This window comes from Xanthomonas boreopolis, assembly GCF_046529185.1.
GTDB lineage: Bacteria > Pseudomonadota > Gammaproteobacteria > Xanthomonadales > Xanthomonadaceae > Pseudomonas_S > Pseudomonas_S boreopolis.
This window is the reverse complement of sequence record NZ_CP097162.1, coordinates 2814925-2839767: the sequence shown is the minus strand read 5'-3', so window position 1 is coordinate 2839767 and position 24843 is coordinate 2814925. Positions and strand designations below refer to the sequence as shown.

Here is a 24843-nt window from a genome sequence, read left to right as displayed (position 1 = left end):
GGCTACGCGGCGGCGGTCGCGCGGACATAGGCGCGGACGGCGCGCAGTATCCGCTGCTCCAGGTCGGGCACCTCCATCGCGCCACGCGCCGCGGCCGACAGCATCATGCCCTTGACGATGCCGGCCATGTCGGCGATCGCCGTATCCTGGTCCGCCTCCGGCAGGTTCCCGTCGGCGCGCAATGCCGCGGCTATCATGCTGCGCGCCTGCCGGGCCAGGTCTTGCTCGTTCGCGTCCAGGAACATCAAGGGCTCGGCCAGGATCAGGTTCGTGGTGAGCAGGGGGCGCTCCAACTTGTGCTAACCGAAGCCGCGCCTGAGCGCGGCCGCGCGGGCGGCGGTCACATCAGGTTGTCGGCGATGCAGTAGTTGTCGCGCCCGTTGTTCTTGGCGATGTACAGCGCGGCGTCCGCGCGCGAGAACCAATCCTGCCAGTGGGTCTCGCCGTTGTAGAGCGCGGCGCCCAGCGAACTGGTGATGCGGCCGCCCGGGCCCCGCAGGGCGCTGCGGACGGCCCTGCGCAGCCGTTCGGTGGCGGCTTCGAGCTGCTCGACCGACTCGACCCGCAGCAGCACCACGAATTCCTCGCCGCCGAACCGGAACACCCGGTCGCGCTCGCGCACCTCGAAGCGCAGGATGGCCGCCAGGTCGGCCAGGGCAGCATCGCCCGCGGCGTGCCCGTAGAGGTCGTTGACTTCCTTGAAGTGGTCGACATCGAGGATCACCAGCCCGTTCAGGCGCTCGCGCTCGCGGCGTTCGTTGACCTGGCGGGTCAGCGCACGTTCGAGCATCCGGCGGTTGGGCAGGCCGGTCAGCGCGTCGAGCGATGCCAGTTCCTCCAGTTCGACCCGGTCGTTGTTCATCCGCAGCGACAGCGCGTGGCCGATCGCCATCGTCAGCACGGTGACCGCGATGGCCGAGAAGTGCTCGCCGAAGCCGCCGGCCAGGCCCGGGAACAGCAGCAGCATCAGCAGCAGCGGCAGGCTGGCCAGCGTGGCCCGGGCCGGCGTGCACAGGAAATGGTTGGTCATCAGCACCGGGAACAGCCAGGGCAGCGCCGCATGCCCGGATACCGTCAACGCCAGCAGGCACGCGGCCACGTTGAGCAGGGCGAAGCGTCCGCCGGCCCCGCGGGCCTCCTCGCGATCGCGCATGCGCCAAGACTGCACGCCGGCCAGCGACGCGAGCACCGCCGACAGGCCCGCCCCCAGCCATTGCCCGGCCATCACCAGGTACAGCGCGTACAGGGACAACAGGCCGGTGGCGAGCGGACCCAGTACGCGGATGAATCCCAGCCGGGGGTCCCGTCTCAACTGGACGATCACGGATCAGGTCTGGAGGGCAGGTTGAGAAGAGGGTGGATGAAGCGGACGAAGATGCTCGACGGTTCCCGGTGTCGGAAAAGACCGATCCATTGCCAGGCCGGTTCCTTCGCTCGAACCGATCGGAGCGCGTCGAGCGGCGCAACCGGTTGAAGCAATAGGAGAATCCGGCGGTCCGCTTCCTTGCCGGGCGCCTCGGGCTAGGCGGGCCATTATACGGTAACGGGATCGCGGGCGGCCACTGCCGAGGGAGGGCGCCGTCCCGTTTTCTGCACGGTTCGTCGCTGCCATCGGGGTTTCGTCGGTTGCCGGTGGTCCGACGATCGCGATCGATGGCAGCCTGCCCGCGAGCAGGAGAAGAGGGAGGAAGCGACTTGAATGCATTGCGTTCCATGGGCGGCTTGGCCGTGCTGGCGCTCGCCGCCTCATGGATTTCGGGTCCGGCGCTTGCGATGGCGTCCGGGCACCCGGTTACGGCGCCGCGTTGCGAGATCGGCGGCTATCGCCTGGACGATGGCCGCGCGCTCGACATCGGCCCGGGTGCCGGACAGCGGCTGCGTTGGCGCATGGCCGACGGGCGCACCGGTGCGTTGACGCCGGAGGCCGACGGGACGTGGACCAGCACCCTGGGCTGGACGGAGCGGTCCGACGGACACCGGCTTCGCTTCGATTGCAGGCACGGCCGCGTGCGTTTCGACGATCTGCCGGGGCAGCGCATACCGCTGGTGGAGATCGAAACCCGGTTCGCCGGCAGCGGCGTCGCCCTGGCCGGCCGGCTGACCCTGCCGCCGGGCGACGGTCCCGTGCCGCTGGTGGTGCTGGTGCACGGCGCCGAGCGCGACCCGGCGCTGCAGCACTATTCGCTCCAGCGCGAGTTCGCGAGTGCGGGAATCGGGGTGTTCGCCTACGACAAGCGCGGTACCGGCGCGTCCGGCGGGCGCTACACGCAGGACTATCTCACGCTCGCGATCGATGCGATCCACGCCATGCGCGAGGCCCGGCGCCTCGCCGGCGATCGCGCCGGGCGCATCGGCTACCAGGGCGGTAGCCAAGGCGGCTGGGTCGCCCCGCTGGCGGCGCGGATCGTCCCGGTCGACTTCGTCGTCGTCAGCTTCGGCCTGGCCGTCTCGCCGCTGGACGAAGACCGCGAAGCGATCGCCTTCGACATGGCGCGCGCAGGCTTCGGCGAGGACGCCATGGCCGGTGCGATGGAAATCGCGGACGCCACCGCCAGGTTGCTCGAAAGCGACTTCACCGACGGCTACGAGCCATTGGCCGCGGTGAAGGCCAAGTACGGAAAGGCCCCTTGGTATCCCTTCGTGCGCGGCAACTTCACCTGGTACCTGCTCGCCACCGATCCGGACACCATCCGCCGCGATGCGCCGCAGCTGGTCCACGGCGTGCCCGTGCACTACGACCCGATGCCGGTGCTGGAGACCCTGGACACGCCCCAATTGTGGGTATTGGGCGGCCAGGACCGGGACGCGCCGCCGCACGAAACGTTACGCCGGCTGGCCGCCCTGCAGCGCGCGGGCAGGCCGATCACGAGCGCGGTGTTCCCCGGTGCCGACCACGGCATGTACGACTTCGAGACGCAGGCGGACGGCGAACGCGTCTCCACGCGCCAGCCCGACGGCTATTTCCGCCTGATGGCCGACTTCATCCGCGGCACCGGGCTGCAGCCGCGCTACGGCGAAGCCGTGCCTTGCGCGGGCGCGTCCTGTGCGGGGCACTGAGAAAGGACGAGATCGGAAGAGTGGGGGTATCAACGGCCGAGGACGTCGAGATAATCCCCCGATACATGCCCCCAACATCGCACGGCTCGTCGCGCTCGCGCTGCGTCGCACATGAAAAAGGCCGGAAACCCTTTGGATGCGTGGGTTCCCGGCCTTTCCTGGACCCGATCGGTCCGTCCATTGGTGGTGGGGCGGCAGCCCGCGCCAAACGACCGTTGAAAGTACGCGATACCGGCGTTCCGGCAAGTTGATAAGTCCTGCTGGCTGCTGCGAAAAGCGGGGGTTGACAGGCCAGAGGCAGCGGACGATCAAGCGGTTTTTCCCGTGGATCGGTCACCGATATGGCCGTTCAAACTCGTATGCTTCTCTGGTCCGGTTCGATTCCGGAATCGGGAATTGAACCCGCGTCCGTCCCCCCGACCAAGAGCACACCCATTCACACCCATTCCGGGGTAAGGCAGCCCGGGGTGCGGGGAATCGCACCTTCTATCGCCGCATTATATGCGGTGAATAACTTGCGCATGCGGAGAATGAAGCCCATAATCTCCGCATGAACAGCGGCGATTACAAGTACATCTGGCAGGCCAGTGACTGGCCGGACTGGCGCTTCGACCTGGCGGCGCTCGCTGGCCCTATGGCGGATGTGAGTCGTGCTCAAGGGCTCTTGCTGGGGCGTCTGGCCGACGTGGGCATGGCGCTGCGCGATCAGGCCAGCCTGGCGGCGCTCACCGAAGACGTGGTCAAGACCAGCGAAATCGAGGGCGAGCAGCTCAACGTCGAGTCCGTGCGCTCAAGCATCGCTCGCCGGCTGGGCGTCGACATCGGGGCGTTGGCTCCAGTCGATCGTCATGTCGAAGGCGTGGTGGAGATGGTGCTCGACGCCACGGTCAACTGCGCGGCGCCGGTGACCCGCGAGCGGTTGTTCGGCTGGCACGCGGCGCTCTTTCCCACTGGTTACTCCGGCCTCTCCAGGATCAAGGTCGGCAGTTGGCGCGACGACGCCAGTGGCCCCATGCAGGTGGTCTCCGGCCCCATCGGCCGCCAGCGCGTGCATTTCGAGGCGCCGCCCGCCGATCGACTGGAGACCGAGACAGGTCGTTTCCTCGAATGGGTCAATGCGGACTCGGGTGAGCCACCGCTCGTCAAGGCGGGGCTTGCCCATCTGTGGTTCGTGACCTTGCACCCGTTCGACGACGGCAACGGCCGTATCGCCCGGGCCATCGGCGACCTGCTGTTGGCGCGCGCCGACGGCAGCCCGCAGCGCTTCTACAGCCTGTCGGCGCAGATCCAGCGGGAGCGCAAGGCCTACTACGATATCCTGGAGCGCACCCAGAAGCGGTCCATGGACGTCACCGAGTGGCTCATGTGGTTCCTCGACACGCTTCATCGCGCCGTCGACCACGCGCAGCAGACCCTCAATGCCGTGCTGGCCAAGGCACGCTTCTGGCAGCACTGGGCGGCCACACCCTTGAACGAGCGACAGGTGAAGTTGCTCAACCGGCTGCTCGACGGCTTCGAAGGCAAGCTCACCAGCAGCAAGTGGGCGGCCATTGCCAAGTGTTCGCCGGACACGGCGCTGCGTGACATCAACGACCTGATTGCACGCGGTGTGCTGCGGAAATCTGAAGCGGGCGGGCGCAGTACCAGCTACGAGCTGAACGATCTGCCTGGATAGCCGCGCCTTCGGAGAACGACTTGGCTTGCAGGCCGAACAGCGCCTTCATGGACTCCTGCCAACTCATGCGGAAGGAGACCAAGATGGACGTCGTTCACCTCAACCAGAAGCAACTGGCTGCCCGCTGGAGTATCAGCGAAGCCACCCTCGAACGCTGGCGTAGCGTGGGAATTGGGCCGAAATTCCTGAAACTCTGTGGTCGGGTGATTTACCGCCAAGTCGACATCGAAGCCTACGAGGAGTCGTGCCTGCAGATATCAACCAGCCAGTCTGCGGTCGTTGCCCATGGCCAAACAAACTGAGATCGTCAGCCGCTGGATCGATGCGCAGCCGGAGGGCGCCTTGCTCAGGAGCCTGGACCTGGAGCACTTGGTCAATCGCGATCAAGCGTCGCGGCAGTTGGTTCGCTTGGCACGGCATGGGCGTTTGAGGCGCGTGGCGCGCGGCATGTACGTCGCCGTGACGGCCAGCCGCTTCGGTCCAGTCCCGCCGCCCGCCGACAAACTGGTCCAGTCCCTCGCGCGCATCACGGGGCACGCCATCGTCCGTCATGGCGCGGCTGCGGCCAGTGCCCTGGGGCTGACCACGCAGGTCCCCGTCCGACAGATCTACCTGACCGACGGCCGCGCGCGGACGCTCAATCTCGGCAAGCAGGTCATCGAGATCCGCCGTGCCCCCAGGTGGATGTTGGTGCTGGGCGATAGTCTCGCCGGTGATGTCGTCAGAGCCCTTGAATGGCTTGGCCCGGACCTCGCCGAAACCACGGTCGGCAAGTTGGTTGGGCGCATCGGGCGGGATGACTGGAACGCCGTGCTCGAAACCAGGACTCACCTGCCGGCGTGGATGGTAGTGGCAATCCAGAAAGGTCTTCCCGCGTCGGCACTTGTTCCGTTTCGTCGGTAGATGTCGACAAGTACCGACGTTTCGAAACACGGCGGCATCCGACCACGGTTACAAGCGGATTGCCGGCATACCGAAAGTCCGCAGTCCGCAAGTGCGGACTGGTCAAGCAGGTTGTTCAAAATCAAGGACCTGCCATCAGACCGTGCGGGCTGGCGAGGGTTCCTGCGGGTTCGTGCGGAATGGTTCGGACTCCTGCGGGGAATCGGTGGGGTGGAACCCAGCACCAAACCTATGTAACTCAGCGCCTTAGAGCCGCAACAAACTCCTGCGGAAAGGAGCGGAAGCCAGCCCCCCAGTGCCGGCAATCGTATCAGTTCCCGCCGGCCGTGGCATCAGCCAAGTGCCTCAGGTCGACGTCCAGTTCGATTCCGGGTTTGGGAACCGAACCTGCCTCCACCTATCGGGTCGCGCCGTCCTTCGGCGGAAGTGAGCTTGGGTGCTTGGGTAACCATCACTGCTAGTGAGGATTCGGGGCGGGTCCACTGAGCAGTAGAAGAGTGCATCCGGCCCTCGCTAGTTAGGCAGGAATCTCACCAACGGGAAGAAAATCCCCTTGCTTGTCGTCGCGTAAGCTGATGTATTCGAGTCGCCACTGATCTACGCGTCGAAGATCGGCAAGCGTCATGTGCGTGTCGGGCACTGCTTCGCAGGCATCGAGTGCGATTTCGGTGGCTATATCTGGTGTCCCGTAGGCCTTCTCGAAAAGGTCGCGCAACTGCTTTGCGACGCGTTCGGCGGATTCACGTGCAGATGAGCCCCCATTGACGGCGTCGTAAACCACGGATATGGACAGCACGTATGGTTCATCCTCTGCTACTTCAGTCCAGCGCTGCTCCCCCAAATCAAAGAACAGACCAACCAGATGTCTTGCTTCCGGCTCCAGAATCTTTCCAACCCAGTTCTTGACCTCTCGTTTGCCGGAGCGCTTGCTCAGCCGGTTCTCGAATGCATTTGGAAACGCCGGCCTTCCATAGCGGGCGGCAAGCCACTGTTTCAAAACTCGCTTCGATTCGATCGGGAGCAAGACGCTATCGTCCCTCGCCGCGTACTTGGCAAAGGTGTCTTTGGTGATGGCGCGTCGATTCCCTTGCCGAAGCTCTAGTATCAGTAGACTGCCATCCGCAGCGTCGTACGCAAGATGGAGTCGACGCGGGTTCTTGGCATAAGAGAGCTGCGGGTCAAGCGTTGCATCGCCGATTACGTCAGCGAGGATGACCTCGATGCAATGCTCGGCTTCATGTGAGATGTCACAGTCATGCGTGATGATGATGGCACGGACCTCGTCATCCGCCGTCTCGACCAAACCCAGTAGTGCCGCAGTTTGGCGAGTGAGTATGTCGCCCTGTCGCCAATCCGTATCCCGTGCCAGCATTCATCTTCCTCCCAGGTCATTGCTCGGGAGACCCGGGAATGGAAGCCTCGGCACGCCAATCGTCCGAAGGTTCGGCTTTGGTTCGCGCCAGCCCGGAACGGTCGTATGCCATATCCATGGCCCGTGCTTCGGCAATCAATGACTGAACGTGCGATGGCAAAAGCTGGTCGGATGTGATTAGATCCATCAGCGACCGGCCTTCGAACGCCTTCATTTTCAGCATCGCAGGCGCGCGTGTGATTCCAGCTTCGTGAAAAGCATCGGCCACATGGCTGAGCGATTGGATTCGCTTGAAATTATCGGCCTCAGGCATCGACTCGCCGCCAATCCACTTGTAGATCGCTTGCCTGGAGACACCAAATACCGCCGCCAGATCAGCGATGGCAGGATTGAGCACCTGCCGGATGTTGGCTAGGTGTTCCGAAGCGGAACGAAGATCCGGACGCTCGACGACGTCGTCTGTCACTCCAATATCGACATAGACCGGAACGCGAGCCTCGACCAGCTTGCGCCACTCCCCGGCGCGGGAGATATCGAACACGCTACCGGTACCGCTGACAGCGAGCGTCGAGCCGATCAACGCGAATGCTGCCGTGGCGGCAGCACTGATTGGCACGACGAACGGCGCACTTCGATGTGTAGGCAATGCTTCGGTGTACATAGCGGATGCCTCCAATGATCTCATGCCCATGCCTTGCGTGCGTGACCCGTCGTGGTTGCTTCGAACACGGATTTGATCGTCGCATGAAGCGAAAGCAGCTGCTCTCCAAGCTTGTCCATATCGATTGGCATACGCCCTTCGGTGTAATGATCCGTGTCGATCACGCCATGTTCGCGAGGTTCTTTCATCTCGAACCGTGGATTCACCGCCAGACCGCTAGGTAGCATGTCTGGAGGGAAGCCGAGCGGTGCAGTCATTCTGTACACGCGGGCCACCAACGTCCCAGTTGGTAGGAGTGGGCGAGTTTCTGTAGTAAACACAGACTCGGTCATCGTGTGTCGGCGAGTTGCATTGAAGTCCACGCCATGCAGTCCACCGACCAGGTACTGTTCGACGGTTTCGCCAGCTTGTGGCAATACGGCATCCAGGTAGCGCAGTCCCAGTCGGCCAACGTGGTCGAGGGTTACGGTTTCATGCACTGCATTCAAACCGCGCAGCAATTCCGGGATGAACTCATTGTGGGTTTCGTAATGAGTCGTGTGGAAGGTGATCGCCGAGGGCGAAAGGATGTAACCGGCCGTCCGGTCGCTCCTGGTCATGAGCCAGGAAACCGTCTGCTGGATCTGCGGCTCGACGCGCTGTGCCTGTCCAGGACCCGGGACCACCAAGTGAGTGACCTGCTGCGGCTCGAATAGTGGGTAGCCCTCGCGCCGCAGCCGATCCTGGATCTGGTCGACGTACTTGGCCATCGCGGCAACAGGATTGAAATGCGCCTGTGCCAGCGCATAGTAAACAGGCGCCTTCGACATTCGCTCGCTCACAGGCTGCTCCATTTCATTGGTTGACACTTCAGTTGTCAGTTTACACTGTGGTTGACGATGGCGCCAGGTGGGTTTGGTCTTCAGTGTTGGTCGCGAAGAGGATTTTTGGTTGACGCTGCGCTTGACAAGACGATGCGATACTGCAAATATCGCAAACATGACAAAACAAACACCTCTACCCGCCACGCTTCGCGCCATCCGCGCGAAGCTTGATCTCACCCAGGAGCAGCTCGCCGAGCGGCTCGGGGTCTCGTTCGCCACGGTCAACCGCTGGGAAGGTGGTGGCAGCAAGCCGCAACGCGCGGCGCAGGAGGCCATTCTGGCGCTCGCGCGCGAGGCCGGGGTGGAGAAGGCTGCTGAGGATGCCCCGGAGGCCGCCGTCCAGGTCTCGCGTCGTCGCAGTCGGCGAACCACCGCCGCGACGCCCACCACCAAGCCCATGGAGCAGATGCTGTGGGATGCGGCCTGCTCCATCCGGGGCGAGAAGGATGCGGCCAAGTTCAAGGACTACTTACTGCCGCTGCTCTTCCTGAAGCGGCTGTCCGACGTCTTTGACGACGAGATCGAGCGGCTGGCCGAGGAATACGGCGATCGGCCCACTGCGCTGGAGATCGCCGAGTCCGACCACTCGCTGCTGCGGTTCTATCTGCCGCCCGAAGCACGCTGGGCGGTGATCAGCGGGCGCGAGCAGTACGACTGGCCGCTCGACGACAAGAAGCGCAGCACCGCGCCGAAGGACATCGGCGAGCACCTGACCAAGGCCGTGCGCGCGGTGGTCAAGCAGAACCCCTCGCTCTCGGGCGTCATCGACGTGGTGGACTTCGCCGCCGAGCGGAACGGCGAGCGCGACATCAACCCGGCCAAGCTGCGCGGCGTGGTGGAGACCTTCTCCGATCCGCGCTACCGCCTGGGGCTCGCCGACGTGCAGCCGGACTTCCTGGGCCGTGCCTACGAATACCTGCTGCGCAAGTTCGCCGAAGGCTCGGGCCAAAGCGCCGGCGAGTTCTTCACGCCGACCGAGGTCGGCTTCCTGATGGCGCACATCCTGCGGCCCAAGCCCGGTGAGACCTGCCACGACTACGCCTGCGGCTCGGCGGGGCTGCTGATCAAGCTCCAGCTTGTCGCACGGGAGCTGGACCCGACGAGCCGCGTGCCGCTCAAGCTCAGCGGCCAGGAGTTGCAGGCCGAAAGCTACGCCGTGGCGCAGATGAACGCCATCATCCACGACATGGAGGTGGAGCTGGCGCGCGGCGACACCATGATCAACCCCAAGTTCCGCAACGCGGACGGTTCCATCAGGCAGCACGACATCGTCGTCGCCAATCCGATGTGGAACCAGCCCTTCGCGCCCGACATCTTCGCCAACGACCCCTTCGACCGCTTCCGCACTGCCGGCGGCATCACCAGCGGCAAAGGGGACTGGGCCTGGCTGCAGCACACGCTGGCCTGCATGAACGACCACGGCCGCGCCGCCGTGGTGCTGGACACCGGCGCCGTCACGCGCGGCTCCGGCTCCAAGAACGAGGACAAGGAACGCACCATCCGCAAGTGGTTCGTCGAGCATGACCTGATCGACGGCGTGATCCTGCTGCCCGAGAACCTCTTCTACAACACCACCGCCGCCGGCGTGATCGTGGTGCTCTCCAAGCGCAAGAGCGCCGCGCGCAAGGGCCGGATCGTGCTCCTCAACGCCAGCCGCCGCTTCAAGAAGGGCCGGCCCAAGAACTACCTGCCCGAGGAGGACATCCGGCCGCTGGCGGCGATGTATCTCAAGGGCGAGCCGGTCGAGGGAGAACTGGCGGTGATTACCACCGAACAGGCGCGGGAGGCGGATTACAACTTGAGTCCGAGTCGGTGGGTAAACGGCTCCTCTGGTGCTGAATCGGCGGATCTCGGCGCGCTACTACGCCGATTCGAAGCTTTACTGGATGCCGAGAAAAAACTCGAGGGCGATCTGGCTGGTGCCCTTGCGCAACTGGGCAAGCTGGCATGAACGGCACGGAAACTGGAAGCGCGACTCTAGCCGAGCTATGCGACCTGATATCTGAGCAGGTCCATCCGGCAGACGTGCCTGAGGCACTTTACGTTGGTCTGGAACATGTCACTCCTGGACGGCTACGCCGCTCGGGAGGCGGTATCGCGGCCGATGTCCAGAGCCACAAGTACGCGTTTCGCCGGAACGACATCCTTTACGGAAAACTGCGACCGTATCTCGACAAGGCCATCTTGGCGGATACGGATGGGGTCTGCACGACTGAGCTGCTGGTCCTGCGAGCCAAGCCCGGCGTCGATCCCAGATTCCTCGCGTGCCTCGTGCATGATCCCGACTTTGTCGAGCATGCACTTACGGGGGTCACTGGGGCCCACCATCCACGCACGTCTTGGGCTCACATTGCTCAGTTTGAATGTCCACGGTTTTCATACGAAGAACAGCAAGCCATTGCTGCGTTGCTGTGGCGCGTTCAAGACCTTCTTAAGGTCTGCGAAGACACGCTTGAAGTGGCTCAAGACCTCAAACGCGCCGCCATGCGCGAGCTGTTCACGCGCGGCTTGCGCGGCGAGCCGCAGAAGGAGACCGAGATCGGGCCGGTGCCTGAGAGTTGGCAGGTCACTTCACTTGAGGCGGTTGCTATCGTACGTGGTGGAACAAGTTTTCCGCCTGCGCTACAGGGCAAGCATCAGGGCGCGTTTCCGTTTTGCAAGGTCAGCGACATGAACCTGCCGGGGAATGAGTTGGAAATGCGTTCGGCTGCGAATTGGATTGATCGGGCAGACCTCGAACAGCTGCGAGCCAAACCGTTTCCGCGTGAAACGATCATCTTTCCAAAGGTAGGGGGCGCACTCCATACGAACAAGAAGCGGCTACTGATCCGTGACGCCCTGGTAGACAACAACATCATGGGGGTCACAATAATTGAAAATGTGCCTTGTCGTCCTAAGTACCTGTTTGCTTGGTTTCAGACGATAAATCTATCTTCGATTGCCAATGCAGGCCCTTTGCCATCAATCAACAGCAGCCAGCTTTACGAGCTGAAACTGCCGCTTCCTGATCTAGCCGAGCAGGACGACATCATCGCCATCCTCGACGCCATCGACCGCAAGATCGAGCTGCACCGTAAGAAGCGGGCGGTACTGGAAGAACTGTTCAAGGCCCTGCTGCACAAGCTGATGACCGGCGAGATCCGCGTCGATGAACTGGACCTCTCCGCGTTGCAAGCCCCCGCGGAGCCGCTTTCCCCTGCGGCGGAGCCGGCCGTATGATGTGCCTCTCATCCGCCCCTGGCAGTAAGCCTTCCCACCCTCATCCGGGAAGCGCCGACCCCCGGGGCTTTTCTTTTTCGCGCTTCGGCGGGAGGCCCCGATGAACGAGGCGTGCCTGTCCACCTCCCGTTTCATCGCCTTCTTCGATGAGTGCGGCGATCACTCGCTGACGAAGATCAACCCGGAATTGCCGGTATTTGCCCTGTGCACCGTCGTCGTCGAGCGAGAGGCGTATGCGCGCGTCATCGTGCCGGAGATGGCGGCCTTCAAGCTGCGTTACTTCGCCCATGAAGGCATCAATCTGCACAGCCGCGACATCCGCAAAGCCGAGGGGCCGTTCTCGATCCTCCAGAACGCCCAGGTGCGGGGGGCATTCATGGAGGATCTGTCGGCTTTGATGGAGCGCTTGCCGTTCGCTCTATTCGTTACGGTCATCCACAAGCATGGTTACAAGGCGCGTTATGGCGATGGCGCCCGCAACCCTTACGACGTGGCGCTCGAATACTCCTTCGAACGCATCCTGCACTTCATGGAGTCCCATAAAGAAACGGCGCTGCCGGTCATCGCCGAGGCGAGGGGCAAGAACGAAGACAATGCGCTGCGGGCCAGCTTTCATCGCCTGATGACCGAGGGCACGTACTACAACAAGGCGGAACGCTTTCGAAAACTGACCTGCCCAATCAGCTTCCGGCGCAAGCAAGACAACATCGCCGGCGTTCAGTTGGCCGACCTGTGCGCATACCCGGTGGCGCGCAAGGCGCTCAAGACCGATGCGGAGAACCGCCCTTACGCGGTCATCGACCCGAAGTTTTACCGAAGCGGCAAGGTCTTCGGCCTGAAGGAGTTCCCCAAATGAAAACGGCCGCCCCCGGTTACACCAGGCGACGACCGCCGAACGGGCATTCCCGTTCCCAACGTCACGATAGCACAAAAATGACCCTCCGGGCTACCCCGTCACTGGCGGGCAGTGGCCCTTGGCCACTTGTCACCCGGAAGGAACCTTTGCCTCGCAGGATAGCACTAGGCGTGCTCCAAAGCGAGCGCAACCGCGCAAGGGGGCGCCCATGAGCACCCTCAAGATCAGCGAGGCCGGCAGCGTCCAGTTCCCGATGGTCGAGCACGCCGCCGAGATCGGCTGGGTGCCGCTCAGCCCCGTCGAGGCGCTGTTCAGGCGCGGGGACGAGTCCGCGAGCCTGTTCCGGGGCCTGCTGGAGCAGAAGCTTCTTGCCTTCAATCCGTGGCTCAAGTCCGAGCAGGCGCGCTCCATTGTCGAGACCTTCGACGCGCTGCCCGCCAGCATCGAGGGCAACCGCGAGCGGCTGGCCTGGCTGCGCGGCGAGCGCTCCTGGTTCGACGAGCAGGAAAAGCGCCATCGCCGCGTCCAACTCATCGACTTCGAGCATGTCGAGGCGAACGCCTTTCATGTCACCTGGGAGTGGAAGATCAAGCCCCCGGCACGCAAGGGCAACCGCGCGGACGTGATGTTCGTCGTCAACGGCGTGCCGGTGGTGATCGTCGAGCACAAGAACCCGAAGGACGGCGACGCCATCGAGCGCGCCATCAAGCAGCTGCGCCGCTACGAACTGGAAACGCCGGAGCTCTTGGCCTGCCCGCAACTCTTCAACGTCACCCACCTGCTCGACTACTGGTATGGCGTGACCTGGAACGCCAACCGGCGCGACATGGCACGCTGGAAGCAGGCGCCGGAGGAGAGCTACCGCTCCGCGGTGCAGGCCTTTTTCGAGCCGACCGACTTCCTGCGCACCCTGCGGCACTGGATCTTGTTCTACGTGCAGGACGGCGAGACGCGCAAGTCGGTGCTGCGCCAGCACCAGCGGCGCGCCATCGACGCCATTCTGAACCGCTGCGCCGACCCGATGAAGACACGTGGCCTGGTCTGGCACACCCAGGGCTCGGGCAAGACCTTCACCCTGCTGACCGCCGCTCGCCTGATCCTGGAGGACAAGGCGCGCTTCGCCAACGCGACGGTGATTCTGGTGGTGGACCGCACCGAGCTGGAAGGTCAGTTGAAGGGCTGGGTCGAGCGCCTGCTCGGCGAGATGCAGAGCCAGGACATCGCGGTCCGGCGGGCCAACAACAAGGCCGAACTCCAGGCACTGCTGGACGCCGACTTCCGCGGCCTGATCATCTCGATGATCCACAAGTTCGAGGCCATCCGCAAAGACAGCTGCCTGCGCGACAACGTCTACGTGTTCATCGACGAAGCGCACCGGTCGGTCGCCAAGGACCTCGGCACCTATCTGATGGCGGCCGTGCCGAAGGCCACCATCATCGGTTTCACCGGCACGCCGATTGCGCGCACGTCGCAAGGCGAAGGCACGTTCAAGATCTTCGGCCGGGAGGACGAACAAGGCTATCTCGACAAGTACTCGATCAAGGAGTCCATCGAAGACGAGACGACCCTGCCGATCAAACACGTGATGGCGCCGAGCGAAATGACGGTGCCTGCGGATCGCCTGGACAAAGAGTTTTTCGCCTTGGCCGAGAGCGAAGGCGTCACCGATGTCGAGGAGCTGAACAAGGTGCTCGACCGCGCCGTGGGGCTGCGCACCTTCCTGGCGGCGGACGACCGCATCGAAAAGGTGTCCGCCTTCATCGCCGAGCACTTCAAGGAGAACGTGCTGCCCCTGGGCTACAAGGCCTTCGTGGTGGCCGTGAACCGCGAGGCCTGCGCCAAGTACAAAAAGGCGCTGGACAAGCGGTTGCCGCCGGAGTGGACGGCGCCGGTCTATACCCAGAATGCGGCGGACGCCATCGATCGGCCGCTGGTGGCCGAGTTGCAGCTTTCCGACGAGGCCGAGGAACAGGTGCGTCTGCTGTTCAAGAAGCCTGCAGAGAACCCGAAGATCCTGATCGTCACCGACAAGCTGCTCACCGGCTACGACGCACCGCCGCTGTACTGCCTGTACCTCGACAAGCCGATGCGCGACCACGTGCTGCTGCAGTCGATCGCCCGCGTCAATCGTCCCTACGTCGATGCCAACGGGGTGCAGAAGCGGGTCGGCCTCGTGGTGGACTTCGTCGGCGTGCTGCGCGAGCTCAAGAAGGCGCTGCAGTTCGATTCCACCGACGTCAGCGGCGTGATCGAGGACCTCGACGTGTTGCTGCAGGACTTCCTGCAACGCATCGAGCAGGCCAAGAAGGACTACCTGGAGTCAGATGCTGGCGGTACGCCCGACGAACGGCTCGAACGCCTGGTGTTCGGCCGCTTCCTGACGCCCGAGGCGCGCAAGACCTTCTTCGAACACTACAAGGACATCGAAGCGCTGTGGGAGATCCTCTCTCCCGACCCGCGGCTCCGCGACCACATCGCCACCTACAAGCAGCTTTCCCAGCTCTACGCGGCCGTGCGCAATGCCTATGCCGAGAAGGTCGGTTTCGTGGCCGATCTGGCCTACAAGACGCGCCGGCTTATCGAGGGGAGTGCCGAGCAGCACGGCCTGGGCCGGCTCACCAAGAGCGTGACCTTCGACGTGGCCACGCTCAACGCGCTGCGCGGCGAGAAAGGTCCCGATGAAGGCAAGGTATTCAACCTCGTGCGCGGGTTGCAGCACGAGATCGACGAAGACCCCGCCGCAGCCCCGGTGCTGCAGCCACTGAAAGACCGCGCCGAACGCATCCTCAAGGACCTCGAAGACCGCAAGACGACCGGTCTGGCCGCGATGGACCAACTCGCAGCGCTGGCGGCCGAGAAGGAGACGGCGATGAAGGCGGCGCGCGACAGCGGACTTTCCCCGCGCGCTTTCGCTGTCTACTGGGTCTTGCGCGACGACCCCGCCGTCAAGGCGGCATCGGTCGACGCCATGGCGCTCGCAAAGGATGCCGAAGCGCTCCTGTCGCGCTTCCCGAATGCATCGGTGAACCCCGACGAGCAACGCCGCCTGCGCGCCGCCATGTACAAACCCGTGTTGGCGCTCGGACAGGACGAGCGCGCCCGCGTGGTCGACCTGATCATCCGACTGCTGCTCGCGGAGGGCGAAGCGTGAAAGCGTCCCTCTACCCTGCGCAAGAACTGCGACGACGGGCACTGGCCTGGGCGGTGAAGCTGCGTGTCAACCCGCGCGTCATTCGGGTCCAAGAGATGCGCAGGAAGTGGGGCTCCTGCTCGTCCGCGGGGACGGTCACCCTGGCCGCCGACCTGGTCGCGCAAGATGAGCGCTTCCAGGACTACGTCATCGTCCACGAACTGCTGCATCTGCGTTACGCCAGCCACGGGCGGATGTTCAAGGCGCTGATGAGCGCACATGTTCCCGGCTGGCGTCGCTGGGAAGTGGCGCGACGCTGCAACGCCGACTGAATGGGAACCGGCACGTGGATCCGAAACACCTCTTCGTGGATGAGCGCCTGAAAGGAAGCTGCGTTTACTGTGGTGGCCGACCCGATACCGTCGACCACGTGCCATCGCGCGTCTTCCTCGACGATCCGCTACCTGAAAACCTTCCGGTCGTCGAAGCCTGCCGGGAGTGCAACGGTGGCTTTTCGTTGGACGAGGAATATCTGGCGTGCCTGCTGGAGTGCGTCATGGCTGGCACGACCGAGACCGATGGGCTTGCGAGAGAAAAGGTCAAACGCGCGCTATCGAGGAATCCTCGGCTCACTGCTCAATTGGAGGCGTGTCGCTGGGATGACGACACCGGTCGTCCCTGGTGGAAGCCCGATGAAGCGCGAGTACGCAACGTCGTCATCAAGTTGGCAAAGGGGCACGCCGCCTACGAATTGAGCGAGACCTGGCGTGACGAGCCCGATGTTTGCTCGGTTCGCGCGATCGTTGCGATGTCGGAGGCGGAGAGGCAGGAGTTCGAAGGCGTAGGGGGAGAAGCCCAGTGCTTATGGCCAGAGCTGGGGAGCCGCGCTTTCCTGCGTGTCTTGGGAAAATCCGTCCCTCCGGCCCAGGTCGGAGCGTGGCTGATCGTACAGCCAGGTCGTTATAGATATTCGGTCGACTGGCAGACCGGGATCGATGTCCGCATGGTGATCGGTGAGTATCTCGCCTGTAGGGTCGTGTGGAGCCGATAGGCAGACGCGCATGGGAGGGGGCGTGGAAGAAGCCAAGGTAGACAGGGTCGTCAGAGACTTGGTCGCGGACCATGATCGACTGGATGGTTTTCTATCCAAGGCCCATGTGGAGAGGTTGCTCGAGAAACGAGTGCTGACCGTCGAGGAAGGCGCAGAAGTTTATCGACAGCTCGATGCGCTCGGCATCAGTGTCGAGGACGAATCCGAGAACCCGGATGAGACCGAAGGCCCGAACGTCGATGAGGTCGACTCTGTCGACGCTGGCGTCGATGGTTCGTTTGAACGCCTAGACGTCAGGCTGCGCAGTCTGAGCTCCAGGCTTCTGACCGCCGAGGAAGAAGTGGAACTGGGGCGGCGGATGGAACTCGGACGCCGTGCTCTGCGTGAACTGGAAGAAGGCGTGCCTAGATCGGCGGAGCACGACAGGATCATCGAACGAGGAAGGCGTGCGAAGGAGACGATGATCATGGCGAACCTCCGGCTCGTGCTCCACATCGCGAAACCGTACGTCGGCCTTTCCGATCTCAGCCTGGATGATCTCTTCCAAGAGGGCGTGATGGGGCTGATGCGCGCGGCGGACAAGTACGATCACACGCTCGGGTACAAGTTTTCCACTTATTCGACATGGTGGATCAGACAGTCCATCACGAGATCCCTCGCCGATCGGGGGACGACGATACGGCTCCCGGTGCATGCCTATGACGACGTGCTCCGGCTGAAACGCGCACACAAACTCCTGGGGCAAGCACATCCAGAGCGACGCACGAGCATGGGCGAGCTCGCCGACGAACTCGCCTGGACGATCGACAAAGTCCATTTCATACAACAGATCGCTGCCTTCGTTCCCGCATCATTGGACGAGAGGATCAACGGGTATGACGATCTCACGCTGATGGAGACACTGGTCTCCGATCTCCCTTCGCCGGAGGAGCACCTGGATCAGGCCGATCTGGCGAGGTGCATCGACGACGCCCTGAGTGGCCTGAAAGAGCGAGAGAGCAAAGTGTTACGCCTCCGATTCGGTTTGAGTGATTCCGGTCACGGGGCGACGCTGGAAGAAATTGGGCAGATGTTCGGTCTGACCCGCGAGCGGATTCGGCAGATCGAAGCCAAAGCCCTCGGTCGACTCAGGCATCCAAGTCGAGGAGATGTGCTTCGCGACTTTCTGGACTCGTGAGGAGTGCAGGGAGTGTGGCGAGGGCAGAGCTTCATAGAGGAGAACGAGAATGAACGCAGAAACGGCTCGAGAGAAATTCGTCGATTGGTTGGCAAGGCGCATGACCCTGGCCGGCAGGGGCGACTGCGACGACGTGTTGAAGGTCGAGCCGTCAGGGAAGTATTGGTTGGGAAGATTGCAATCCGCCGAGGCCGTGGCCGAAAGCGACTGGGGTGATCGGGGGGAACGGCTAGAACCCTGCGCATTCGGGATCAAGGTTAAACCCAGAGGGGCGGGACCCTGGCGCTTCCGTGTCGTCACGAGTTTTCGGGTTTGGCTGTGGGACAAGTCGGCGAAGATATGGAAGAAGACCGGGCCCGTCCGCGTTGGATTCGCGATCGAAGTGCCGGCACGGATAGGGATACATCGATATGGAGAGGAGGAGATCGCGAGTGCCCTGGCCAGCGTGACTGGGCGCGACGGACTCGCCGCGCGGATCGATGTCGAAGTCGACACCGGACAGTCCGGTGATCATGAGCTGAGCGTGTCTCTGGTCAATTGCTCCCCCAAGGAACATCCGGACTTCAAAGACACACGGCTCTACCAGTCCGAGTTGCGAGTCGAGAATCTCGACACGCTCCCTTTCATGCTCGAAGCACTGGAGGATTCGTTCAGATACGACAGGTGTATCGAGGCGTACGGCATCAACTGCGGCGTACGTACAGAGTCTGGAGCCATCGTCACGGAAGATGCGGTCACGGTCGACCGCCATAGACCTCGGTACTGGAGCGTGGACGATCCGATGCCAACCATGCGATTCATGGATTTGGCGGCCGATCCGATCGGGCCGGCGGAAGCTCTACTTTCGGCGCTGAGGAGTTGGGGAGGCGCCAACTGGGCGGCCGATGTACTGGAACATCGGGCGGACGCAGAGAGATGGTCGACCGAGATGCAGCAACAAGCGACCAGGGCCGCCGAGGAATTTGAGCGAGAGTGTGAGCGACTCGCGAAAGGCATTGAGCTATTGAAGTCCGACGAAGCCTTGTTTCGCGCGTTCACCGGAATGAATCGCGCGATGTCATTCAGTGCCCGGGGCAAGTATGACTCCTGGCGTCCGTTCCAGTTGGGGTTCTTGCTCGCGAACCTTTCGTCGGTCGTGGACAAGGAGCATGAGCCGGATGTCGTCGACGTCGTCTGGTTCGCGACGGGCGGAGGCAAGACGGAGACGTACCTCGGCCTTTTGGTGACGGCTGCGTTATACGACAGAATGACCGGGAAAGTTTCGGGAATCACTGCGTGGAGTCGTTTCCCTTTGAGGATGCTGTCCCTACAGCAGACCCAGCGTTTCGCCGACGCAATCGCCTCGGCAGAGATGGTACGCCGCGAGATGGGTTTGGCAGGAGATGGTTTCTCACTTGGGTTCTTCGTTGGGCAGGGTGCGACCCCCAATCGCATCCTCGAGAACCCCAAGCCGGGCGAGCCGGATCCCGACGACGACCAGATGCCGCGCCGATACCAGGTACTGGAGTACTGCCCTTTCTGTCACGAGCGTTCGATAACGATGGACTTCGACAGGCGCTCGTGGAGACTCGAACACCGATGCGGAAACACGGACTGTGTAGCGAATGGTGACGCTCTGCCGATATACGTGGTCGACGAGGAGATCTACAGATTTCTGCCTACGGTGGTCGTCGGCACCCTCGACAAGGCGGCATCGATCTCCCTTCAGGCGTCCATGCGCGGCATGGTCGGCGCGCCTCTGGGGGTGTGCTCCAAAGAAGGGCATGGATACATCTATGCCCCGAGGAGTTCACGTCCTTCGGGATGTCTCGTTCCCGGTTGTCGGGGGACTCGCCAGGCGCTGCCCATGGAGGAGGATAAGTATGGACCGTCCTTCCGACTCCAAGACGAACTGCACCTCCTGCGGGACAGTCTCGGGGCTGTCGACTCACACTACGAGGCTTTGTACGACGCGCTGCAGGACGAACTTTGCGGCAGGAAGCCAAAGGTACTTGCGTCCTCCGCGACACTTACGGGTTACGAAAAGCAGGTAGACGTTCTGTATCGGCGAGCGGCGCGTGTTTTCCCCGTTCCTCCACCGCGTGTCGGCGGAGGTTTCTGGACCGCGGATTCGGAAAGCTTGATGCGCCGGTTCGTGGCGATAGCGCCGCGGGGGGTGACCATCGAGTACACGGTCGATCGATTGCTGACCGAGTTGCAGATCGCTGTGCGGGATCTGGCGCGAGATCCCGTATCCACGTGTGCCGATATCGGCATCGACCCGCAGTTCTCGGCGGAGTTGCTCTCTCTTTATGGAACGAACGTCGTCTATGGGAATACGTTGCGTGACCTCGAGGCAGTGATGCGCTCGATGGAAACGCAGGTGCTCGTTTCTGGTGCGATCAATACTGCATCACTCACGGGCAAGACAGACTTCTCGGAAGTGCGCGAGATACTCGAAAGATTACAGAGCCCCGAGGACTCGTTCGAAGAGCGGCTGCACATCGTGTCGGCATCCTCGATGATGTCCCACGGCGTGGATGTCGATAGGTTGAACGTGATGGTGATGCTCGGTATCCCGCTGTCGGCAGCTGAGTTCATCCAGGCCACAGCCCGGGTGGGACGCCGCTTCCCGGGCCTCGTGTTCGTCGTCCACAAAATCGGCCGGGAACGCGACGCAGGGGTCTTTCGCTCCTTCAGACAATTCGTCGAGCAAGGGGATCGATTCGTCGAACCCATACCGGTTACGAGGCGCAGCCGCCGAGTCTTGGACCGAACCGTTGCCGGCCTGGAGCTGGCTCGCTTGCTGGTAATCCATGAGGGGTCTTCTGGAACCGCTCTGACGACATTGCGCACTTTCAAGGACTATGTGTCGTCTGGGAAATTCGACGTCGACGTGGAACTCGATGCACTGATCGAAGCGCTTGGTTTGCAGAGCGAGCTCGATGAGCCATTGAGAAAGGACCTGCGAGTATGGTTCGACGAGTTGCGCCACAACATCCTCGTGCCACCCAATGACGCGCGCTTCCCTTCCGATCTGTCGCCGTCTGGTCCACCCATGCTGTCGCTGCGGGATGTCGAGAAGCAGGTCCCGGTCATCGGGACCAGGGTCTGAAGGAGGAGAAAAGTGAAAGAATCGAGAAGCGCTTCCCAGATACTCTTCGGATTCCTTCCGGAACAGACCGTCGACCTGCGCGGCGGAGTGTGGAAAGTCAAAGACTGGCGGCATCCCAAGGTTCGCGGCGAGATCGATTCGGCATCGCTTCGGCGGGAAATCATCCGGCAGGCGACGCCGTGGAGTGCGGTGGGAATGGACGCCGGTTTCGTCGCCCATTTGCACGCGGGCGCACCCATCACAGTGTTGACGCTCGACGAGAACAACGGCGTCGAAGTGGAGCCGTTTCCGAAATCGTGGATATGCAAGTCCTGCAAGAGGGTACACGATACGCCGGATACGACGTGTCCTTGCGGGGCAAAAGGTCAGAAGGGGCAGCTGTTCTTCGTCGGCTATCACGACAAGTGTGGAACACTCCGAGCACCGTGGATCCCCAAGTGTCCCGAGCACAGGCAGGTGCGCATCGTGTTTCCTGGAACTTCCTCCGCGACCGAAATCCGGTTCGAGTGTCCGGTATGCGATCGAGAACTCCGGAAAGGGTTCGGACACGTCCCGTGCGATTGTGGTCAGGGCAATCTCGCCTTTCAGCCACATCGTGCGTCTTCTGTCTACACGCCCCGCAACGTCGTAATCGTCAATCCGCCTTCGCGGGAGCGCATACGGGCGATCGCCGAAGCGGGTGGACCACCCAAGGCGTTGAGCTGGGTCGTGGATGGCATGAAGACCACGACGGTCGAAGAAATTCCAGCCAGTCGTGAAACCCTGAGGCGGCAACTGGAGGCGCAGGGGCTGCCCCCGGAGATCATCGACAAGATGCTCGACATCGCCGGGACGGCATCTGGGGCAATGCAGAGTGAAGACATCGTGCTGCCATCGGGTCAACGAGAGGATGCAGAGGCCCAAGCAGTGACCATCGCCCTAGCGACAATGGAGTCCAGGACCAGAATCGACGATTTGGTGGCGGCGACCGATCCTTCCAGCGAGCTCGGTCTACTCTACCGCGTGCGATATTCGCATGCGCTGCGTTCGGCCGGGCTGTGCGCAGTCGACCTGATCGAGCGCTTCCCCGTGCTCACGGGGCACTTCGGCTATACGCGAGGTGACCACGAGCCTGGCAAGGGGCGGCTCGTCCCATACAAGGGGCGCCATGGACAAGGTTACAAGGTGTACGCGGACATCGCCGAGACGGAGGCCCTTTTCGTCAGGTTGGATCCGATGAGGGTCGCGAAATGGTTGGTCGATGCAGGTCATCCACTCGCCGAGTGGCACGACGAACGAACGGCTCGATCAGCCATATTGGAGGCGGCACGCCTGCCTTCGTCGACGGACGAGAAGGACGGGTCCGTCGGCGCTGCACTACTCGAGTTGGTCCATTCCTATGCGCATCGTTTCCTGAGGATATCCGCCGTTCACGCCGGCATCGACAGAAATGCCCTCTCAGAGCTGCTGGTTCCCCTGCATCTGGGGTTCTTCATCTACGCTGCAGCGCGGGGCGACTTCGTGTTGGGAGGACTCCAAGCCGTGTTCGAGACCGAACTGCACCGTCTGTTCGACGCCATCGTGTATGACGAGCATCGTTGCGCACTGGATCCGGGTTGCTCCGACGCCGGGGCGGCTTGCATGGCTTGCCTTCATGTCGGAGAGCCATCCTGCCGCTATTTCAATCGGTATTTGAGCCGTCTGACGCTCTTCGGACAACATGGGTATCTGCGAAGCCCATGAGTCTCGGTTCATGGGCCCCAGACAATAGCGTCTTTGATCTTTTGGCTGGCAACGACATAGAGACCCACCTTCGCCCGACTCAACCCGACATAAGCAACGGCGCGAAGGTCTTCGATCGTCGCGGCATCCGATAAAGCAAGGACGACCACGTCACGTTCGAGCCCCTTGAAACGGTAAACGGTTTCGACGGGAATACCATGACCGTCCAGTGTGGTGAATAGATGCCCAGCCACGCCGGTCGATCGCAGTTCGGAGACCACCGATGTGGAATCCGTCAAGACGATCAGCTGGGTCGGCTCGATCTTGTCTTCGAGGACTATGCTCTCGACCAGGCCGACGACGTAGGGTGTGAGCTGCTCTCGACGGTCCACCTCCACGAACCTTGGCTCCGGTCCATCGACAAACTTGCCGTCGAGGCGATCGTCGAAGACGCTGGCCACCCTTCTAGCTATCGGACCCGTGTTCCGGCAATTCACGGTCAACTCGAGTTCGACCAGTCCTTCGGGTATCGACCATCCTCGTCGATACAAATCTTGGTGAGAGTCGGCGAATAGGTATAGAAGACCATCGTCGGCAACGATAGATCGTGTCACCGAAAGCCATTCCATGGCGAAATCCTGAGCCTCATCGACCAGTACTGCATCGTACTGCGTGCCGTTGCGAGCGGCAGCCTCGCCCAGAATGCTAGGGGCTTCGATTTCGTACCACTCGCTCGTCGGGTCGAACGGGGTCTTCGATTTGGCGCGTCGTGCCTCACGAAGTACGAGGCTGTGAAAGGTCTCGACGTCGACCGATGAGCCATGCAATGTCGACGCGAGATGCTGTCGCAGTGGTGCGTTGTAGCAGAGCAGCAGTACGCGAAAACCAGATGAAGCGAGCTGACGCGACTTCTCTACGGCCAGCACCGTCTTCCCCGTCCCGGCGCCCCCGAGGATCATGGCGCGCTTGACGCGTCTGATCGCTTGCAGCACCACCATCTGTTCGCTCGTCAAATCGAGCAACGCTTGCCCGGCGTCTCCAACGTCGTCTCGCAGGAGGCGTCTTACACGAATGGTAGGTGCCAAATGGTCGACGATGCGCTCGACGTCATTCTTCGACAAGGCTCGATTCCGTCCCCAATGGCGGAATATCCGTTCTATCGCCTCCATTGGCCGAGCCAGATCGACACGGTCGACGACGATTTCTCTGGGTGCATTGAGCCCGAGAAGCTGAGTGACTTCTATGTCCGGGAACACCACGGCATGCACGATCGGATACCGTGTCAGGGTGGGATCGATCGCCTTGAAAAAGTTGAGCAATGCATATTTGGAGTCTTTCGCCTGGTCGAACGGGTTTTTGATGGGACGGCGGATTCCATCGCCCCCAGTCGAAAACCAAGTGCCGTCAATGGCTTCGATCCCGCCGCCCTTCACCTCCAAAACGAGGATTCCGAGATCGGGAGCCAGCACGACGAAATCGGCTTCGCCGTCTCCCTGCTTACCCCCACGACGTGATTGCCAGGCAACCGAATGGAAAACGACGAGATCATCAGCGGTGGACAAGCGCTCGCGCACCTTGATCTCCGATCGCGGGCTGCTCGGTGATGCTTCACGGGGGTAGAAGGTCGTCATTGGCTCGATTCGTCCGGTTTCCGTGGCGGCCGACGGAGCCCCCGATTGGTGGTGATCGGCGGCTGCCTCGTGTGCTTGCGCGTCTCGACGATCTTGGAAACATGACGCGCTGCGTCGGCGGGTGATTCATGCGCCCAAATCCTCACCACCTCCCAGCCGAGCTCACTAAGGCGTCGATCGGTGTCGGCATCACGGGCGCGATTGGCCTCGATCTTCGCTCGCCAGAATTCGGCGTTTTCCTTGGGCCAAGTGGCGTGTAGTGGGCAGCCGTGCCAGAAGCACCCATCGACGAACACTGCGACGCGCGGACCCAGGAAAGCAATATCCGCGACCCGCCGCGGTTTCGAAAGTAGTGGTACTTGCAGGCGATATCGTAGACCCAATGCGTACAGGGCCTTGCGAAGTTCTATCTCGATGTCGGTGCCGCGCTGGCGCACACGCGCCATACGACGA

The 24843-nt window shown here is 62.4% G+C and carries 20 protein-coding genes; 13 read left to right on the top strand and 7 right to left on the bottom strand.

The annotated features are described in order from the left end of the window. Nucleotides 1-2: 2 nt before the first annotated feature. Entirely contained in the window at nt 3-293 is a 291-nt protein-coding gene (locus tag M3M27_RS12765) for a hypothetical protein (RefSeq protein WP_434025866.1), read from the bottom strand. A 47-nt stretch (nt 294-340) separates the two neighbouring features. Beyond that, nucleotides 341-1324, bottom strand: coding sequence for a diguanylate cyclase (locus M3M27_RS12760; protein ID WP_434025865.1), 984 nt, complete (start codon nt 1322-1324; stop codon nt 341-343). A 449-nt stretch (nt 1325-1773) separates the two neighbouring features. On the opposite strand from M3M27_RS12760, the gene M3M27_RS12755 reads away from it, so the two are divergent. The 4 genes from M3M27_RS12755 to M3M27_RS12740 all read left to right on the top strand — a co-directional run bounded on the left by M3M27_RS12755 (nt 1774) and on the right by M3M27_RS12740 (nt 5635). Beyond that, nucleotides 1774-3057, top strand: coding sequence for an alpha/beta hydrolase family protein (locus M3M27_RS12755; RefSeq protein ID WP_434025864.1), 1284 nt, complete (start codon nt 1774-1776; stop codon nt 3055-3057). A gap of 550 nt (nt 3058-3607) precedes the next feature. After that, nucleotides 3608-4732 carry a Fic family protein gene (locus M3M27_RS12750; protein ID WP_434025863.1) on the top strand — a complete coding sequence of 375 codons (1125 nt, stop codon included), beginning with the start codon at nt 3608-3610 and terminating at the stop codon, nt 4730-4732. An 83-nt stretch (nt 4733-4815) separates the two neighbouring features. After that, on the top strand, nt 4816-5034 hold the full coding sequence (locus tag M3M27_RS12745) for a helix-turn-helix transcriptional regulator (RefSeq protein WP_125076807.1): 219 nt from the start codon (nt 4816-4818) through the stop codon (nt 5032-5034). Then, on the top strand, nt 5018-5635 hold the full coding sequence (locus M3M27_RS12740; RefSeq protein ID WP_147653767.1) for a DUF6088 family protein: 618 nt from the start codon (nt 5018-5020) through the stop codon (nt 5633-5635). The genes M3M27_RS12745 and M3M27_RS12740 overlap by 17 nt, the downstream gene beginning before the upstream one ends. A 517-nt stretch (nt 5636-6152) precedes the next feature. Here the strand turns inward: M3M27_RS12740 and M3M27_RS12735 are convergent. The 3 genes from M3M27_RS12735 to M3M27_RS12725 are packed head-to-tail and all read right to left on the bottom strand — an operon-like array spanning nt 6153 to nt 8489. Then, complete coding sequence (locus tag M3M27_RS12735; protein WP_029577190.1) at nt 6153-7007, bottom strand: hypothetical protein; 855 nt, start codon at nt 7005-7007, stop codon at nt 6153-6155. A 16-nt stretch (nt 7008-7023) separates the two neighbouring features. Further along, nucleotides 7024-7668, bottom strand: a complete 645-nt coding sequence (locus M3M27_RS12730) for a helix-turn-helix domain-containing protein (protein ID WP_029577191.1) — start codon at nt 7666-7668, stop codon at nt 7024-7026. Between the two features lie 20 nt (nt 7669-7688). Further along, the gene (locus tag M3M27_RS12725; RefSeq protein WP_220429103.1) at nt 7689-8489 is read right to left on the bottom strand and encodes a TIGR04255 family protein; all 801 of its coding nucleotides are present in this window, start codon (nt 8487-8489) and stop codon (nt 7689-7691) included. A gap of 109 nt (nt 8490-8598) precedes the next feature. Here M3M27_RS12725 and M3M27_RS12720 point away from each other — a divergent pair, with 109 nt between their 5' ends. From M3M27_RS12720 to M3M27_RS12680, 9 genes are all read left to right on the top strand, one after another. Next, the gene (locus M3M27_RS12720; RefSeq protein WP_434025862.1) at nt 8599-10482 is read left to right on the top strand and encodes an N-6 DNA methylase; all 1884 of its coding nucleotides are present in this window, start codon (nt 8599-8601) and stop codon (nt 10480-10482) included. Further along, nucleotides 10479-11750, top strand: a complete 1272-nt coding sequence (locus M3M27_RS12715) for a restriction endonuclease subunit S (RefSeq protein ID WP_434025861.1) — start codon at nt 10479-10481, stop codon at nt 11748-11750. The genes M3M27_RS12720 and M3M27_RS12715 overlap by 4 nt, the downstream gene beginning before the upstream one ends. Before the next feature lie 100 nt (nt 11751-11850). Beyond that, nucleotides 11851-12606, top strand: coding sequence for a DUF3800 domain-containing protein (locus M3M27_RS12710; RefSeq protein WP_434025860.1), 756 nt, complete (start codon nt 11851-11853; stop codon nt 12604-12606). A gap of 118 nt (nt 12607-12724) precedes the next feature. Further along, nucleotides 12725-15757 carry a type I restriction endonuclease subunit R gene (locus M3M27_RS12705; protein WP_434025859.1) on the top strand — a complete coding sequence of 1011 codons (3033 nt, stop codon included), beginning with the start codon at nt 12725-12727 and terminating at the stop codon, nt 15755-15757. After that, nucleotides 15754-16068: a M48 metallopeptidase family protein gene (locus tag M3M27_RS12700; RefSeq protein ID WP_434025858.1), complete on the top strand. Its 315-nt coding sequence runs from the start codon at nt 15754-15756 to the stop codon at nt 16066-16068. The genes M3M27_RS12705 and M3M27_RS12700 overlap by 4 nt, the downstream gene beginning before the upstream one ends. 14 nt (nt 16069-16082) lie before the next feature. Beyond that, nucleotides 16083-16787, top strand: coding sequence for a hypothetical protein (locus tag M3M27_RS12695; RefSeq protein WP_434025857.1), 705 nt, complete (start codon nt 16083-16085; stop codon nt 16785-16787). A 22-nt stretch (nt 16788-16809) separates the two neighbouring features. Further along, on the top strand, nt 16810-17964 hold the full coding sequence (locus M3M27_RS12690) for a sigma-70 family RNA polymerase sigma factor (RefSeq protein ID WP_434025856.1): 1155 nt from the start codon (nt 16810-16812) through the stop codon (nt 17962-17964). 49 nt (nt 17965-18013) lie between these two features. Then, entirely contained in the window at nt 18014-21058 is a 3045-nt protein-coding gene (locus M3M27_RS12685) for a helicase-related protein (RefSeq protein ID WP_434025855.1), read from the top strand. Nucleotides 21059-21070: 12 nt separating this feature from the next. Then, nucleotides 21071-22780: a hypothetical protein gene (locus M3M27_RS12680; protein WP_434025854.1), complete on the top strand. Its 1710-nt coding sequence runs from the start codon at nt 21071-21073 to the stop codon at nt 22778-22780. Between the two features lie 8 nt (nt 22781-22788). Here M3M27_RS12680 and M3M27_RS12675 read toward each other — a convergent pair whose 3' ends face one another. Continuing rightward, on the bottom strand, nt 22789-24390 hold the full coding sequence (locus M3M27_RS12675) for an NERD domain-containing protein (protein WP_434025853.1): 1602 nt from the start codon (nt 24388-24390) through the stop codon (nt 22789-22791). Further along, on the bottom strand, nt 24387-24836 hold the full coding sequence (locus tag M3M27_RS12670; RefSeq protein WP_434025852.1) for a very short patch repair endonuclease: 450 nt from the start codon (nt 24834-24836) through the stop codon (nt 24387-24389). Before M3M27_RS12670 ends, M3M27_RS12675 begins: the two co-directional genes overlap by 4 nt. Nucleotides 24837-24843 lie beyond the last annotated feature (7 nt).